The 17352-nt window shown below is 51.0% G+C and carries 15 protein-coding genes and 2 other annotated features; all 15 genes read right to left on the minus strand.

Annotation, left to right across the window (positions count from 1 at the left end):
• Window positions 1-33: 33 nt before the first annotated feature.
• Complete coding sequence (gene yfmH, locus FD30_RS03155) at window positions 34-1341, minus strand: EF-P 5-aminopentanol modification-associated protein YfmH (protein ID WP_082604786.1); 1308 nt, start codon at window positions 1339-1341, stop codon at window positions 34-36.
• The gene (gene yfmF / locus FD30_RS03160; RefSeq protein WP_056943864.1) at window positions 1331-2611 is read right to left on the minus strand and encodes an EF-P 5-aminopentanol modification-associated protein YfmF; all 1281 of its coding nucleotides are present in this window, start codon (window positions 2609-2611) and stop codon (window positions 1331-1333) included. Before yfmF ends, yfmH begins: the two co-directional genes overlap by 11 nt.
• Before the next feature lie 220 nt (window positions 2612-2831).
• Entirely contained in the window at window positions 2832-3689 is an 858-nt protein-coding gene (locus tag FD30_RS03165) for an amino acid ABC transporter substrate-binding protein (protein WP_056943910.1), read from the minus strand.
• A gap of 20 nt (window positions 3690-3709) precedes the next feature.
• Window positions 3710-4348 (minus strand): amino acid ABC transporter ATP-binding protein, encoded by a 639-nt coding sequence (locus tag FD30_RS03170; protein ID WP_056943865.1) that lies wholly within the window; start codon window positions 4346-4348, stop codon window positions 3710-3712.
• Window positions 4349-4367: 19 nt separating this feature from the next.
• The gene (locus FD30_RS03175) at window positions 4368-5009 is read right to left on the minus strand and encodes an amino acid ABC transporter permease (RefSeq protein WP_024746959.1); all 642 of its coding nucleotides are present in this window, start codon (window positions 5007-5009) and stop codon (window positions 4368-4370) included.
• Between the two features lie 207 nt (window positions 5010-5216).
• Window positions 5217-5443: a binding site (T-box leader), on the minus strand.
• A 51-nt stretch (window positions 5444-5494) separates the two neighbouring features.
• Window positions 5495-6301 (minus strand): septum site-determining protein MinD, encoded by an 807-nt coding sequence (gene minD / locus FD30_RS03180; protein WP_024746958.1) that lies wholly within the window; start codon window positions 6299-6301, stop codon window positions 5495-5497.
• A 2-nt stretch (window positions 6302-6303) separates the two neighbouring features.
• Window positions 6304-6975: a septum site-determining protein MinC gene (locus FD30_RS03185; protein ID WP_056943866.1), complete on the minus strand. Its 672-nt coding sequence runs from the start codon at window positions 6973-6975 to the stop codon at window positions 6304-6306.
• An 18-nt stretch (window positions 6976-6993) separates the two neighbouring features.
• Entirely contained in the window at window positions 6994-7515 is a 522-nt protein-coding gene (gene mreD / locus FD30_RS03190; RefSeq protein WP_024746956.1) for a rod shape-determining protein MreD, read from the minus strand.
• Window positions 7516-7527: 12 nt separating this feature from the next.
• Window positions 7528-8379 (minus strand): rod shape-determining protein MreC, encoded by an 852-nt coding sequence (gene mreC / locus FD30_RS03195; protein ID WP_056943867.1) that lies wholly within the window; start codon window positions 8377-8379, stop codon window positions 7528-7530.
• Between the two features lie 81 nt (window positions 8380-8460).
• A complete protein-coding gene (locus FD30_RS03200; RefSeq protein ID WP_024746954.1) occupies window positions 8461-9465 on the minus strand; it encodes a rod shape-determining protein in 1005 nt (334 codons plus the stop codon).
• 235 nt (window positions 9466-9700) lie between these two features.
• On the minus strand, window positions 9701-11026 hold the full coding sequence (locus FD30_RS03205; protein WP_056943868.1) for a bifunctional folylpolyglutamate synthase/dihydrofolate synthase: 1326 nt from the start codon (window positions 11024-11026) through the stop codon (window positions 9701-9703).
• A gap of 183 nt (window positions 11027-11209) precedes the next feature.
• Entirely contained in the window at window positions 11210-13876 is a 2667-nt protein-coding gene (locus FD30_RS03210) for a valine--tRNA ligase (RefSeq protein ID WP_056943869.1), read from the minus strand.
• Between the two features lie 68 nt (window positions 13877-13944).
• Window positions 13945-14155, minus strand: a binding site (T-box leader).
• 24 nt (window positions 14156-14179) lie between these two features.
• Entirely contained in the window at window positions 14180-14689 is a 510-nt protein-coding gene (locus FD30_RS03215; RefSeq protein ID WP_056943870.1) for a thiol peroxidase, read from the minus strand.
• A gap of 269 nt (window positions 14690-14958) precedes the next feature.
• Window positions 14959-16176, minus strand: a complete 1218-nt coding sequence (thiI, locus tag FD30_RS03220) for a tRNA uracil 4-sulfurtransferase ThiI (RefSeq protein ID WP_056943871.1) — start codon at window positions 16174-16176, stop codon at window positions 14959-14961.
• A gap of 20 nt (window positions 16177-16196) precedes the next feature.
• On the minus strand, window positions 16197-17342 hold the full coding sequence (locus tag FD30_RS03225) for a cysteine desulfurase family protein (RefSeq protein ID WP_024746949.1): 1146 nt from the start codon (window positions 17340-17342) through the stop codon (window positions 16197-16199).
• Window positions 17343-17352: the final 10 nt, after the last annotated feature.

The raw sequence follows: 17352 nt of genomic DNA on the forward strand, positions 1-17352 counted from the left end.
CCATTTTCAGCCACAAGCCCCATAAATCAGGATTTAACCGTTTCTTAACTCTTCCGGCAAAATCGTTGCAACCGTTTGAACGCTCTGATCAAAGAACGCATGGGCAACGGGTAACAGGTCGCTAAATTGCATCTGCTCCAATACGGTTAGTTCGTCAAACAACATGGTCTCGCCAAAGAGCGGCCCCGAGTATTGATTGGCAATCGCTTCTGGTGAATTAATAGCGCCTATCAACCGGCCAATGGCCTCACGCTTGACCAGATCAAACTGTGGTTCAGCTGCTTGAACCTGCGCAGGCGCATCAGCCAAAATCGCCTTTAATTCACTCACAAAGGCTTCCGGATGGTCGGTATCTCCCGCGAGTTGCCCGAAGTGCGCGCCCCGTTGAATCTGAAAATCATAACCAAAACTGTCGTCGATCACGTTAGCGTCGTAAAGTCGCAAATAATGGTCGCTGGTATCACTAAAAAGCAAGTCAAAAATCAACGAAACGGCCACACTATACGTTAGGGCTGCCGTTCCCGTCGGTGCCGGGTCATAGCCACGAATCCCAATGTTGACCTTAGGCCGGGTTACGGCTAAGTGCCGCGTGGTTTGCGCAATCACTTCCGTTGGCGCCGCCTGAGGGCTTGCAATTCGTTGAATCGGCGTTACTGGTGCGAAGGTCTTCTTGGCCTGGTTCGCCGTGATCCACGCCAATGTTTCATCAGGTTCTAACTGGCCCGTAATCACCAAACTCATATTGCTAGGATGATAGAAAGTCTGGTAAGCCGCGTATAGGTCATCCGCCGTAATCTGGTCAATCGATGCCACCGTTCCCGCAATGTCAATATGCAACGGTTCCTTAGGGTAGAGGTTGCCGATCATCCCAAAGTACCCTTGCCATCCCGGATCATCATCGTACATTTGAATTTCCTGACCAATAATCCCCTTTTCCTTGTTCACCGTAGCCGGCGTAAAATAGGGATCCTGCACAAAGTCTAACAAAATATCTAAGTTCTCATGCAGGTGACTGGTCGTCGCAAACAAGTAACTGGTCTGCGTAAAACTGGTAAACGCGTTGGCGCTTGCCCCAAATTTTCCGAACAGGTCAAACGCATCGTGGTCTTTCTTTTCAAATAACTTATGCTCAAGAAAATGGGCGATTCCGTCCGGATACCGGACAGCCGTTTCTTGCCCGCGAGGTACAAATTCATTATCCATCGAACCGTAATTCGTGGTCATAATGGCAAACGTCTTATGGAAGCCCGCTTTAGGAACCAACACCACCTTGAGCCCATTGGCCAGGGTCGTCCGGTAAACGGCTTCGCCTAATTGTTCATAATTTTGCTTAGTCAGCATCCGCAACACCTCCGTGTAAGCAATACGTCGCTTGCAGGTGAACTCGCTGCGCGACCCGTTGAACATCCGCCACCGAGACCGCTGCCAACGCCGTCTGCCATTGAGCCACTGATAGGCCCGCATGTGTTAGTTGGGCACTCAACCGCTCATTCAACAACCGCTGGGGACTGTCTAGCGCGGATAACCGCGCATTCAGTAGGCTCGCCTTCACCTCAGCCAAGAGTTGTGCTTCAAGCTGTCCTGCTTGCAACGCAGCCAATTGCTCTTGGACGATGGTCTCCACCCGTTGCTGATTTTGCGCTTGAATCCCCGTCTGGACGCTCAACGTCCCCGTAAAAGGATTGTAACTGCTGCTAGCGTAATAGGCCAAGCTCGCCTTCTCACGAACATTGGTAAACAACAGGGACAGGGGCGTTCCCCCGAAGACCGCGTTGAAGACCACCGCTGCCATGAAGTCGGGATCATCCCGATAGATGGGCAGACTGTAGCCTAGATTCAGCTTGGCTTGCACGACCGGCGCTAAATCATCCCCCACTTGAACTTGGGACTTGGGCGTCCACCGGTAATACGGAGACTGATCAGCCACCGTCCGTGGCGTTAGTGGCCACTGAGCTAGTGCCGCTTGTACGCGTTCTGCCGTCACGTCACCAATCACTGCCACGTGAACGGCATCATGAGCCAACATCTCGTGGTACGTCCCCAAGACGTCCGTAGCCGTCAACGCCCCTAACGTGGTCACATCCCCCAACGCACTCATTGCTTGCGTGGGTTGACCCGCGAAGAGTAGCTCCTGTAACCGGCGATTAGCTAAATACTGTTTATCATCGTCTAATGACTTAATCGCTGTCAATAAATTCTGCCGTTGCTGTGTAAACGTTGTAGGATCGAAACTCCCCTGTGGTAACAAGGGGGCAAATAAGACCGACCGCAATAACGCCATTCCCCGCTCAAAAAGCGGCTGGTCGTCTTGATAGGCCGTCAGGTACTGTTCATCCACTACCGAACACGTTAACCGCAGAATGTGTTGGGTCCCCACCTTCAACACCGTAATCCCAAAGCTTGCCCCGTACATCAGCGAAAGCTGACGTGCCAGTGCCGTTTGGGTCGGATAGTCTGCCGTACTGGTCTCTAAGACCTGAGCCAACAAGGCGCGGGCGGTAATCGCCGTTGCTTTCAGCGGCGTGACAAAGTCCACCTTGATGCCGATGGTCTTGAATTGCTTCGAAGGTAACAAGTCTAACGTTACCCCGTCTTTTATCTGTAAATGCACGCGTGGGCCCTCCTTAACAAATCACTAACGGTGTTTAATGATAAGGGAAATAACGCTTAAATACAAGCCGACCTCCCCCAAATGTGCGAGATATGACACCGGTTTTACCCACTATTTTCCTCTCTGAATCCCAATTATCCGGCATAAATCAAACGACGTGTTACGGAACCAATCCGTAGCACGCCGTTTAAGTCTCAGCTTATTTAACTTTTAGTAATCCCTATTGGGTCTTTTGATTCTTCAATAATGGCGTATCCACGTTTTGACCGAACCATTTCTCGTTGATTTTCGCCAACGTCCCGTTAGCCGCCAAACGTTTCAACCCTGCATTGATCTTCTTGCGCATGGTCGTATCGCCCTTACGCATCCCTACCGCAAATTTTTCCTTAGGGAAACTGCCGACCGTGGTCTGGTAAGCACCAGGATTCTTCTGGTGCTTAATGTAGTAATTCGCGTAAGTACTATCGATCAACAGGCCTTGAATCCGACCAGCGTTCAAGTCAATAAACGCGTTCGTGAAGTTATCGTACTGAATCGCACTGTGATTTTTAATCCGGTTCTTCAGTAATTTTGGGTAAGCATCGATGTCGTTGAAGCCCGACGACCCACTTTGGGCCCCCAAGACCTTCCCCTGCATCCCTGCAAACGACGTAATGTGATTTTTCTTCAACGTAACTAAAACCTGGTCGTTGTTGAGGTAAGTGTCCGAAAAGGCCACTTGCTTTTGCCGTTGCGGGGTAATCGAGAACCCATTCCAGATCAAGTCAATGGTCCCGTTGTGCAACTCCGTCACGTTCATACTCCAATCGATGCTCTGGAAATCAGCCTTGATGTGGTACAACTTAAAGACCGCGCGGGCGAGGTCAATATCGTACCCCACTAACTTCCCGCTCTTCTGACGAAATCCCATGGGGACAAAGGTGTCATCTAACCCGATAACCACCCGTTGCCGCTTTTCGATCTTCGGCCAAGTATCCTGGGTGTTGGCCCGTTGGGTCACGTTGGTGCATCCCGCTAAGACACTTCCCAGGCTAATCACCAGCAGACCGGCGACCAGCAACCGTAACAGTCGTTTCATACTCATTCTGGTCCCCCTCTCTAAGCTTGCTTGGGTTCAACCCGTAACATCTGATCCGCAATATTTTCCGCAAAGGGAATGTCGTGGGTGACCACGATCTGTGTCATGCCTTCCTGTTTCAAAGAAAGGATGATCTGCTCGACTTCCTTCCGCAAGTCCGGGTCCAACGCAGACGTTGGTTCATCGTAGCATAACAGCTTCGGGTGCATGGCCAAAGCGCGCACGATGGCAACCCGCTGCTTTTGCCCCCCAGATAATTCGTACGGGTACAAGTCAGCCTTGCCATCCAGGTTCAACCGTTTGAGCAGCTCCCGGGCCTCCTGTTCGGCCGCAGCCGTGGTTTTCTTCAGAACCATGGTCGGGGCCAACGTCACGTTTTGTAAGACCGTTAAATTCGGGAACAATTGAAAGTCTTGGAAGACTACCCCAATCACCGCGTCGTTATCCCGGTTGGTCGCTGGGTCAAATGCCTGACCATCTAACCGAAACTGACCGCCATCCACTGGACTCAAACCACTGATACACCGCAGCAACGTGGTCTTCCCAGCACCAGAAGGGCCTACAATGGTCAAGATCTGACCATCTTGCACGGTGAGATTCACATTATCTAAGATGACTTTACCGTCAAACTTCTTGGTAATTCCTTTAAGTTCTAACATTTAGACGACCTCCTTTAGCTTACCGCCAGTAACTGTAGTGTTTTTCCAACCGCCGTAGGACCAGGGTGCAGACCGCCGTGAGTAACAGGTAGATCACGCCGACTAAGGCCAACGGTAACAGTGTCACATCACGCGCCATGGCGACGTTCCCTGCACGTAACAGGTCACCTAACCCGATAACGTAGACTAAGGACGAATCCTTGACTAAGTTGATAACTTCATTCCCAATGGACGGAAGAACGATCTTTACCACTTGAGGAATCACGATGCGCCGTAACGTCTGCCAATTTGTCAACCGGAGAACCCGGGCACTTTCATATTGTCCCTCCGGAATGGCTTGCAAGCCCCCCCGGAAGATTTCGGCGAAGTACGCCGTGTAGTTCAAGATAAACGCGAAGAGTGCCGCGTCATACCGTTGAAAGACAATACCGATGATGGGTAACCCATAAAAAACAAAAATTAATTGCAGTAACAAGGGGGTTCCCCGCATCAGTAAGACGTAGACGTTAATCACCCAAGTTAAGGGCTTGAACTTGGTCAACATCCCCAAGCCCACCAAGATACCTAAGGGGATGGAAATAATCACCGTCCAGAAGAATATCGACAACGTCATCCCCGTCCCAGAAATCAACGACGGTAAAATTTCACTAATATAAGTCATCATCACTTGTTTCCTCCTTTATCCACGTTAACCAGTACCTGCCAGCAAATCGGCGCTGAACCTAAAAAACGCCCCCTTGGCTTAAAGCCAAGAGGACGTTTCACCGCGGTGCCACCTCAATTCTCGATCGACTCACATCGACCGACTCGTGGAGTTACCTGCACCAGTTCCCCGAAATAAAAAACGTCCTCTTAGACCTAACTGGCCTAAGAGGACGATCACATCGTGGTTCCACCCCTGTTCGCCGATCCATTACTGAATCGACCTCAGTGAGTTGCAAGCAACTCCAGCTGTAACGGGCTTTCCCGAGCCATCCTACTAAGATTCAGACAACCACTCACAGATGTGTTTCGAAACAACAAGGTCACCCGCTTCCATCGGCCGGGCTTTCTGGAGACGCTTGTGAGTCCTACTCTTCTGTTCAACGTTTTAAATTCATTGACAATATACTACGATGTTTTTCCTAGTTCGTCAAGCGTTAATTTTTAACCGCGATGGAACCAGTTGCTGACCCGGTGCCAGAAGCCCGGTTCCGGTTGGTCTTCCAACTTCATCAACGGCACCGTCTCCCCTTCAAGACGCCGGGCCACGTTCCGGTAGCCCTGAGCAGCCGGGTTATCCGTATCCAAGACCACAGGTTCCCCTTGGTTAGAAGTGGTGATGACCGCATCATCGTCAAAGATAATGCCCAAGAGTTCGATCCCCAGATGGTGCGTAATCTCATCAATGTCCATCATCGAACCATCCTGCATCATGTTACGCCGAATCCGGTTAATCAATAACCGGGGCGCTTCGGTCAATGGGTGTTGTTCCAACAGACCAACGACCCGGTCAGCGTCACGAACCGCAGAGATTTCTGGCGTTGTGACCACAATGGCCGCATCCGCACCAGCGACCGCGTTCATGAAACCTTGCTCGATACCGGCAGGACAATCAATCAGCACGTAATCGTACTCTGGCTTTAATTCGTCTACGATTTCCTTGACCTGCTCTGGTTGCAACGCCGTCTTATCCGTATTTTGTGCGGCCGGTAACAGGTATAGCTTATCATCAAAGCGCTTATCCTTCACCAGAGCTTGCGGTAACTTCGCCCGGCCCGTCGCCACGTCCACGATATCATAAATGATTCGGTTATCGAGGCCTAAGACCACGTCTAGATTCCGTAACCCAATATCAAGGTCCATCAGGCAGACCCGCTTGCCCATTAAGGCAAGCGCCGTCCCGATATTCGCACTGGTCGTGGTCTTACCAACGCCACCCTTACCAGAGGTAATGACAATTGCTTTTCCCATTTCTAAATTCCTCCGATCTGGTTATACAGCTTGGGATTAATCTTTTTTAGTTTATCCAAGTGACCATAGCTCAACACGTGAAGGTCATTCACGTAGGCAATGGTCTGGGGTGAAGGTTGTAACTCATCAGGTTCAATAATATCAAATTGTTCGGCAATTCGAATTTGTTGAGCAGATTCTAAATTTCCCATGACCAATTTTGACTCGTCGTCGGGATACCCCGCCTGCAAGATACCGCTAACGTTACCCATGGAAAAAATATTTCCGGTCGTACAGAGTTTGCCCCCTTCATGGATGGTACCTAAAAACAGGACATCCCCCTGCATAGAGACCTCTTGGCCGTTACGAATCACCTTACTGAGCAAATGGACGTTTTCCCGTTCCCGCAACTGTTGTGCGTCCGCAACCGTGATGACGTTGGCGGCAATCTTATGGATTTCAAACCGGGGATAGTTCCCCACCATTTGTTCAATTTGCTGTTTCTCTTCCGCAGTCAAGATTCGATCTTCCGTTAACACGTCCAGCGATACCTTGCTGGTTTCTTGGGCCTGCGGATCAACCTTGAGATTTTCGAGTAAAGTCTTTAAGTCGACTAGGATCTGGTCCAGACTTGCAGATTGCTTGAGGACTAAATCATAGCCGTTTTGCGTTCCACGTAATACGGCAGCTTGCATAGCGTTCTTTCCCTCCACCTAGTTTAACCAATTATACACCCATCGAATGGGAAAATATAAAATCACAAACAACGCAAGATTCAAGGCCAATGTGGGCCCCAGCGTCGTGACTAGAAAGGTGCTCCCTGCCATATTGGTCAAATGAACCATGCGGCTAGCCAAGTACCCTAAGGCCTCAACCAACGTGATATCAATAAAGTAAATCAATAGTCCACTCAAAAAGTTCGGACTGATGTACCGCGTTAACACCCGGGTCAAGTACACCACTAACGGAAAGATGAAGACGTAGACCCCGAAGATGCCCGTATAGTACAAATCGAAAACGGCCCCCATCACGGCAGCCCACCGTGCTAACGGCATGTCGATCCGGTCTTCAAACAAAATGGCACAAATTAGCCACAGAACCACCAGATGACTGACCATAACCGCCGAGTAACGAAAGAGGTGCGTACTAAAGACCTGACTGATTGACCCGTCTAAAAACAGAAACAAAAAGAGGCCAATCGGAAAGCCAAATCGTAACTTTGATAGTCGATACACGCCGCGTCCCCCCTACTGTTTGGTAACGGCAACCGTTACAATGTTCAGGCTGCTTAAGTCGGTTGCTGGCGTAATGTACAGCTTAGTCGACAGTCCGTAATCGTCACCCGTTGACTTCGCGACTTGGCCGACGTATAAGCCCTTAGGTGTCACGCCACCCAAACCACTGGTGACGACCTTGTCGCCCTTGCTGATCTTAGCCTTAGTCGTCAGGTTGTTCATGGTGATCTCGCCACTGTTCGCATTGAACCCGCTCAAAACACCGTTGACCGTCTTGCCGGATTTGGTAGTAATCTGAACGGCGAACCGGTTCGCCGAGTCGTTATTATCCGTAATCAGTTCAACCTTCGAATTTGTCTTGTTGACTTCCGCAATCCGCCCCACTAATCCAGAACCGGACATGACGGGCATGTTCTTGACCACGCCCGCGGAAGAACCTTTATTGATGACGACTTGATTCTGCCAGGATGAAGGCGTCCGGGTAATAACCGCCGCCGTAATTGCGGTGTAGTCCGTTAACGAGGCGTTTAACCCAATCTGCTTCTTCAGCTGTTTATTTTCCTTAGCCAACGTTTGGTCCCGAACCTTCGTCTGGGCCAATTCACCGACTTGTTTCTTTAACTGTTGATTTTCTTGGTACGTATTTAAGAGTTCTGAAAGCGAACTGACGGACCCGCTCAACCCATTGGCTGGTAAAGCCACCACCCGGTCGGCTAACCCGACAATATCGTTACCGAATTGTTGAATCAATGGCGGCGTCGAACGCTTATTCCGAATGGCTACGGACAACGTCATCAAAGCAAAGCTAACAATCAAGCAGACGATGATGATGACCAGCCGCCGATTGAAAGAAAATTTCTGCATGTTTGACCTCCATCTGGTTCGATCCACTGAGGATCCGACCTTAAACAATAAAGAAGCGGGAAGCTGCCTTCCCGCTAGTCCCTATTTCTTCTTCATGACATCGATACTCTTTAAGGATTCTCCAGTACCTGCAGCCACACAATCCAATGGGTCGTTCGCAATGGAAACCGGAACTTTGGTTGCATCAGCAATCACTTCAGATAAGTTTTTCAATAATGCGCCACCACCGGTCAAGACGATCCCGTGATCGATCACATCGGCAGCGATTTCAGGCGACGTTTCTTCCAAGGTCTCCTTGATCGCCGTGATCACGGCTTGAACGGGTTCTTGAATGGCCTTCGCCACATCGATGGCGGAGACTTCAACGGCCTTGGGTAAGCCCGTAACCAGATCTCGGCCACGAATCGTGGCACCCTCGATCTTTTCAGCGTCCTTGACGGAAGCCGAACCAATGTCCATCTTCAGCTTTTCAGCCGTTCGTTCCCCAATCAACAGGTTGAAGTTAGAGCGAACGTAAGTCGAGATAGCATCGTCCAACTTATCCCCAGCAATCCGAATGGACCGACTGGAAACGATCCCACCTAAGGAAATCGTGGCCACATCGGTGGTTCCACCACCCATGTCGACAACCATGCTCCCGGTTGGGTCCATGACGGGGAGACCAGCACCAATCGCTGCGGCAAATGGTTCTTCAATCACGTAAGCATCGCGTGCGCCTGCAACCCGGGTAGCATCGATGACCGCCCGTTTTTCAACTTCCGTAACGCCGCTAGGTACGCAGACCATGACATAAGGTTTACCGCCTGAACGCCCAACCGTCTTCTCGATGAAGTACTTCATCATGGCAACCGTCGTGTCATAGTCAGCGATGACCCCGTCTTTCATTGGGCGAATCGCCACAATACTAGCTGGCGTCCGTCCAATCATTGCGCGTGCGTCTTCACCAACGGACACAATTTCCCCAGACTTTGTGTTCTTGGCGACAACGGAAGGTTCGCGTAGAACGATTCCCTTACCGTCAACGTAGACAATCGTATTGGCGGTACCCAAATCGATTCCAATATTTTTCGTTCCTAATCCGAACACTGTGTTTCATCCCTTCATTGTCAACAAAATATTAATGGATTTTTGTCTTATTCATTGATAGACGTATTATAACATACCTATCTACGTGAAAACACGTCGTCAACGTTAAGAATACCGAACTTTTAAGCAGAAAGAAATACCTAAAGATGATTTTAATTAGATTTTAAGGGTTCCCCACCTTTTCCCGGTCACGGGGCCGCCGCTCATCAGTTATCAGCCCCCCGCTTCCGCTTGATTAGGCCGGATCATCCGGATCCTTGAAGTAGTGCCGAACCTCCGAGATAAAGTACAACGACCCCGTCAACAACAACAGGTCCTCGGCCGACATCTTGCTTAACGCTTCCCGCAAAGCGGTCGGCCAGTCTGCGGCCATGGTCACCCGGTCATGGACGGTTACCGCCTCTTCCAATTCAACGGGCGTTGCTGCCGCCCGTTTGCCTGGTCCGCTGAACTGGGTCACGATTAAGTGAACGTTCGGAACGGTCAACAACGTCCGAACCATCTGGGTGTACTGCTTATCTGCGAGGACCGCTAACACGATGTAGACCTCGTTAGTCGCGAAGTGGCGGCGCAACAGCGCGGCCATTTCGACCATAGCGGGTTCGTTATGGGCCCCGTCAATAGCGATCAACGGCTGGTCGTTCAACCGTTCAAAGCGCCCCGGCCAAGCCGTGTGGGCCAATCCCTGACGAATCGTCGCCGGCGTTACCGCCCCGTGCCGGAGCTGCTGGTAGGTAATAAACGCCGTCAGCGCCGTTGCAGCATTATCCATCTGGTATGGTCCCAAAAGATCAATTTGCAAATGTTGCCAATGCCACGCCGCATACCGGTAAGCAAACCGTTCCCCCCACGCCTCGTGTGGCTGGTTGGTCACCGTATAGTCACGACCCAACGCAACGACTTGAGTCTGTTGACGAGCAGCCGTTTGATCCATCACAGCCAAGGCATCTGCGGATAAGCGACCACACACCACGGGAACGTTCGGTTTGATGATTCCCGCTTTTTGCGCCGCAATTTTAGGGATAGTATCGCCCAAAATTTTCATGTGATCCATCCCAATTGTGGTAATCACGGAAACTAACGGTGTTATGATATTTGTCGAATCGTACAGACCGCCTAGCCCCACTTCGACCACCACGGTGTCGACCGGATGACTGGCAAAGTAGCAAAACATCAGGGCCGTATCAATTTCAAACTCGGTAGGGCCCTTTTCGGCTAACTCCTGGTCCAGCTGCGCCACCACGGGTTCAACTCGCTGCACCAACGCGACCAATTCGTCATCCGAAATCGGTTCCCCATCGCGACTGATGCGTTCGTTGAACCGCGTAATAAACGGCGAGGTAAACGTCCCGACCGTTTGACCATCGGCCATCAACAGATCTCGTAAGAACGCCACCGTTGACCCTTTACCGTTGGTCCCCGCAACGTGGATCATTTGTAGTTGTTCTTGGGGATTCCCCAACAACGCCATAAAATGCCGCATCCGTTCTAGGGTCGGCGCCTTCTTGAACCGGTCCCGACCATGAATAAAGTTTAAAGCTTCTTGATAAGTTCTAACCACTATTTTGGCCTCCTACCATCCCGCTAATCGTCTCGATTAACTAATTTTCCGTTAAAACGGTCTGCCGGGTACCAATTTAGCCCCGTTTAGACCGCAAAATCCTTATCCAGTTTAGCAGATTTCAGCACGACAAAAAAGCCAAGCCACCGGGAATCGGCGGGCTTGGCTTCATTTTAACTTAGCTTAAAGTTGGGCTTGAATTTCAGCTAAACGGTCCTTGGTTGCGGCTAACTTCTTTTGGTTATCCACTTGCTTTTCCCGTTCCGCATTAACCACGTCTTCTGGGGCGTTGGCAACGAAGCGTTCGTTGCTCAACTTCTTAGTCGCGCGTTCAACTTCACTCGTGAACTTCGCCACTTCTTTCTCCAGACGGGCAGCTTCTTCCTTCAAGTCGACTAACTCGGCCAATGGCACGGAGATTTCAGCAGACGTAATCACCGCCGTCATCGCGAGCTTCGGCGCTACTAAGTCGGCACCAATCTCCAAGTTCTTAGGGTGAACGAACCGGTCAATGTAGTCCCGGTTGTTGTCAAAGACGGCTTGGAGCTTCGCATCACTAGTCTTGATCTGTAAATCAATTGGCGTAGACATCGGCGCGTTGGCTTCCGCCCGGATGTTCCGTACCGCCTTGATCAGGTCGATCAGACTGGTCATGTCGTTTTCAGCCGTGGCATTGTCGAATTCTGGATGGTCAACCGGGTACGCCGCCGTAACCAGGGATTGTCCCTTATGCGGCATTGCTTGCCAGATGGCTTCCGTGACAAACGGCATGATTGGTTGTAAGAGGCGTAACGTCTGATCCAGAACGTAAGCCAACAGGTCTTGTTTAACGGCCTTCGCCGCAGCGTCATCCCCGGTCAGCACACTCTTACTCATTTCGATATACCAGTCACAGAAGTCGTTCCAGATGAAGTTGTACAGAGCACGCCCCGCTTCACCGAAGTCGAACTTATCAAACATCTCCGTCACGTGGTTGACCGTGGCATTTAACCGGCTCAAGATCCACCGATCCGTTAAGTCCCATTGGTCTTCAGCAGGAACCTCTGGCTTCGTGTCGTCACCCAAGTTCATGATCACGAACCGGCTGGCGTTCCAGATCTTGTTAATGAAGTTCCACGCAGCGTCCATCTTCTTGTAACTGAACCGCACGTCTTGGCCGGCCGTCGAACCCGTAGACAGGAACCACCGTAAGGCATCGGCCCCGTACTTGTTGATCACGTCCATCGGGTCAATTCCGTTCCCTAAGGACTTGCTCATCTTGCGGCCTTCCTCGTCACGAATCAAACCGTGTAACAGGACGTGTTTGAACGGCCGCTTACCCGTAAATTCAAGGCTTTGGAAGATCATCCGGGAAACCCAGAAGAAGATGATATCATATCCCGTTACCAGGGTGTTGGTTGGGAAGTACCGCTGGTAGTCGGCACTGTCTTCATTGGGCCAACCCATTGTGGAGAATGGCCATAACCCACTGGAGAACCAGGTATCCAGCACGTCGGGATCTTGTTCCCAGTTTTCCGGATCCTTAGGTGCCGTTTCACCCACGTAGATTTCACCAGTCTTTTTATGGTACCAGGCTGGAATCCGGTGTCCCCACCAGAGTTGCCGGGAGATGACCCAGTCATGGGCATTTTCCATCCACTGCATAAAGGTGTGCTCGAAGCGCTTCGGTACAAAGTCCACCGCGTCGTCACTCTTTTGGTTCGCCATGGCTTCCTCAGCCAATGGTTTCATCTTAACGAACCACTGAGTCGACAACCGGGCTTCAACTTGAACCCCCGTCCGCTCGGAATGACCTACGGCGTGCACGATAGGGTCAACTTTCAGTAATAAACCTTGTTGATCCAGGTCCGCAACCATGGCCTTACGGGCTTCAAACCGGTCCATTCCTTCGTACTTACCAGCCTTAGCGTTCATCGTCGCGTCTTCGTTCATGGTATTGATTCGTTCCAAGTTGTGACGATTACCAACCAAGAAGTCGTTCGGGTCGTGGGCTGGGGTAATCTTTACCATCCCCGTTCCGAAGTCGGGATCAACGTATTGGTCCGCGATAATCGGAATCTCACGGTTCGCTAACGGTAAGACCACTTTGGTGCCTACTAACGCCTTGTACCGGTCATCATTAGGGTTGACCGCTACGGCAGTGTCCCCCATCATGGTTTCCGGCCGCGTCGTTGCAATCTCAATGTAGTGCTTACCGTTAAAGGTCTGATCTTTATCCACAAATGGGTACTTGACGTGGTAGAAGGCCCCTTTATCATCCTTATGAATGACTTCGATATCGGATAAGGCCGTCCGGGCTTGTGGATCCCAGTTGATGATGTACTCGCCCCGGTAGATCAAGCCCTTCTTGTAGAGCGCCACAAAGACCTTCTTAACCGCATCCGAGAGCCCCTTATCCAGGGTGAACCGTTCCCGGGAGTAGTCTAACGAGAGGCCTAACTTAGCCCATTGCTTGTGAATCGTGTCCGCGTACTCGTCTTTCCAGTCCCAGACTTGCTTGATGAAGGCTTCCCGTCCTAAATCGTAACGGGAAATCCCCTGTTCACGCAGTTTGGCTTCCACTTTAGCCTGGGTGGCGATGCCGGCGTGGTCCATCCCTGGTAACCACAGCGTATCGTATCCTTGCATCCGCTTCTGCCGAATCAGCATGTCTTGCAACGTGGTATCCCATGCGTGACCTAAATGCAATTTCCCAGTAACGTTCGGCGGTGGTAAAACAATCGAATAAGGCTTAGCTTCTGGATCACCACTTGGTTTGAACACATCTTCGTCTAACCAAGTCTGGTAGCGTCCCGCTTCAACGGCGGTCGGATCATACTTGGTCGGCATGTCAATTTGCTTATCTGCCATATCTCTCAATCCCTTTCTTCAAAAACGACGCCGGTCACACTGGCACAAAAAAAAGACCTCGTCCTAAACATTAGGACGAAGTCTCTTCGCGGTACCACCTAAATTGGGCGTTAATGCCCCACTTATCTTCGTTGTTAACGGAGTGTGCTCCGGTGTTAGCCTACTGATTTCAGCTAACCAGCTCACAAGCTACGTTCACTAGTGCGTTCCGACCGTCTCCCAGCAACACGGCTCTCTACTGCGGTTCCCACTAGCTACTCTCTTGCTCACAGCTATTTAACTTGTAGTGTAACGAATTTTTAGTTAGTCGTCAACACGTGGCACCAACTTTTCTAAGGCCGCCAACGCTGCCAGATAATCTGGCTCATCCGACTGTTCAACGACGACTTGACGATAAACAATCTTCCCCGTGTCATCGATGATCCAGATGGACCGGGCCAAGTTGCCAAGGTTCGGCACGTATAAGCCCGTTTCGTAACCAAACGACAACTCTTCGTCAGACAGGAGGTCGACGTTGTTGACCCCTTCAGCGGCACACCAGCCCGTCTGTTCGGCAACGGAGTTATTCGACACCGTGTAGAATTTAGCGGCTGGATAATGGTCCGCCTGTTGGGTGAACTTTCGCGTCTGTAACGTGCAAACCGGGGTATTTAAGTCGGGAACAACACTGATCAGGGCAACTTGGCCAATCAGATCAGCCGTCTTCACCTTTTCATTCTGTTGATCAAAAAGCTTAAACTTGGGTAACCGATCGCCCACTGCGGGTAATTCCCCCGCCAGAGACATTTTTTTACCGAGTCTCGTGACTTCCACACAGATCACTCCTTAAAGATTGTTTAACCAGATCACACTGGTTATTAGATTAATTATGACGCAGGCACCCCCGAAAAAACAAGTAATTTGAAGGGGATTTTTAGAAAAAACAATGTAGTGCATCGGTGACCCAGCGTGAGGGCCACCAACCAGTTCTGGCCCCGCTACGGTAACGCCATAATCACAAAACGACCGCCTTGTACCTGATAAGATTCAGGCTCAAAGCGGTCATTTGTGGTTGTGTCTGGTTATTTAAAATGTCGTACGGGTTAGAGCAGTTCCGCAAAGACGTCTTCATTTTGATTCAGGCAATTATCGCCGGGCCGAATCTCCGTGATGGTGATTCCGTCGAGTGCTTCCTTCATCAGCCCTTCAACGTCAATGAACTTTTCGTACTTTCGCGACTTTTCCAAATCGGGCTTGGTCTTCGGTGCCGGCGGCGTAAAGATCGTGCAGCAATCTTCATATGGCAGAATCGACAAGTCATAGGTGTCGATGTCCTCCGCCACTTTGATGATTTCCGTCTTATCCATCGACAACAACGGCCGCAGGATCGGCATGGACGTCACATCATTGATGGCCGCCATACTTTCCAACGTCTGTGAAGCCACTTGCCCCAGAGATTCTCCGTTGAAAACCCCCTTGGCGTGCCGCATCTCGGCCACCGCTACGGTCAGCCGGAGCATCATCCGCCGTTGAATCGTCATCAAGTACCCTTCCGGAACCTTTTCCTTAATGGTCTCTTGAATCTTGGTGAACGGCACTTGGATGAATTGAATACTCCCCGAGTACTTCGCTAACTTGGCCGTCAGTTCTTTGGCCTTAGCCAACGCTTGTTCTGAGGTGTATGGCGGACTAAAGAAGTGCACCATATCCAGCTTGACGCCCCGTCGCATCCCGTAGTAGGACGCAACCGGTGAGTCGATTCCACCAGAGAGCATCATCACGGCCTTGCCACCAGTCCCGACGGGCAAACCACCAGCACCTTGGATGGTCTGGCCGGAGACAAAGACCCCGTTTAAGCGGATTTCAACCCGTAACTCCAGGTCGGGATGCTTCATCTTGACTTGGATGCCAGGTACTCCGTGAAGCACCACACCACCCAAGATATCATTCAGTTGGTAGGTATCGTATTCAAAGTTCTTATCTTGCCGCCGAACGTTGATCTTAAAGGTCATCCCTGGTTGGTAGGCCTCTTTAGCCATTGCCAAGACCGTTGCCTTGATGGCTTCCAGATCCTTTTCCGTCTTAACCGATGGCGAGAAGTTTTCGATCCCGAAAACGCCCTTCAATCGGTCCATCACAGCCGTAGAATCCGCCCCGTTCAGGGTAACGTGTAACCGGTCGTGCTGGGCATGTACTTCTAAGCCCTCAAATTGGCTCAACGCATTTTTAACGTTGTGTCCTAATTGCCGGATGAAGTCTTTCTTGTTCTTCCCCTTCGTCGACAATTCGCCGTAGCGGACCATAATTTCGCTATATTCCATTGCGCAACCCCTTTCGTGATTTAGCGTAACTTCGCAAATTGTTGGTAAAGCACGTCAAAGACGCGGTTAAACTCTTCGGCTTCAGCCATGGTGTTGTGTTCGTCCAGTGAGATCCGGACGGCACTCGTCGCCACGTCTGGGTTGATCTGCATGGCCTGCAGCGTACTTGATTCCACGTGCTTCTTCGAGGAGCACGCACTGGTCGTCGAGATATAGATCTGGTGTTCTTCGAACGCGTGCACGATGGTCTCTCCCCGAACGCCCTCAATCGCAAAGCACAGAATGTGGGGCGCGAAAACGGGCAAGTCCTTGGAGAAGACCGTCACGTGATCGAAGGTCTCGATGTGGTGCAAGATGGCTAGCCGAATGGCCCGCTGCTGGGCAACCTTAGCGGGTTCATCCGCCAAGAGGAGCCGTAACGCCTTGGCCATGGCCGCAATGGCTGGTAAGTTTTCGGTCCCCGAACGTAAATTCCGTTCCTGACCGCCACCCGCCATAAGCGGCGCAATCTTCCGACCCTGCCGCTTATACATGAAGCCGATGCCCCGCGGTGCGTGGAACTTATGGCCAGAGAAGGTCACAAAGTCGACACGATCATTAAAGATCAGATCATGCAGGCCCTTACCAATTCCCTGGACAGCATCAATGTGCCAATGAATCTTAGGGAAGTCCCGCAGCACGTCCGCAATCTCAGCTAACGGCTGGACGGCCCCGATTTCATTGTTGACGGCCATAGTCGATACCAGAATCGTATCCGGCCGAATTGCAGCCCGCAAATCATCGGCCGACACCCGACCATTTTCATCGACGGGGAGGTAGGTCACGTCATACCCCAGTTGTTTCAACTGCTCCATCGAGTTATGCACGGCTGGATGTTCCACGGCCGTGGTAATCAGATGTTTACCAAATTCCCGTTTCGCCATCGCCGTGCCCTTAATGGCCCAGTTATCGCCTTCGGTCCCGCCACTGGTGAATAGGATCTCGCTCAACTTCACGCCGACTAAGTCCGCAATCTGTTGTCGCGATTGTTCTAGGAGGTTGAAGGCCTGTTCCCCAAAGTTATGCAGACTAGACGGGTTGCCCCAGTAGTTCGCACTGACCTTAGCGTAGGTATCGACAGCTTCCGGTGCGGCTTTCGTTGTCGCACTATTATCAAAATAAATCATGCTGAACCCT

This window comes from Levilactobacillus namurensis DSM 19117 (assembly GCF_001434785.1).
Lineage (GTDB): Bacteria > Bacillota > Bacilli > Lactobacillales > Lactobacillaceae > Levilactobacillus > Levilactobacillus namurensis.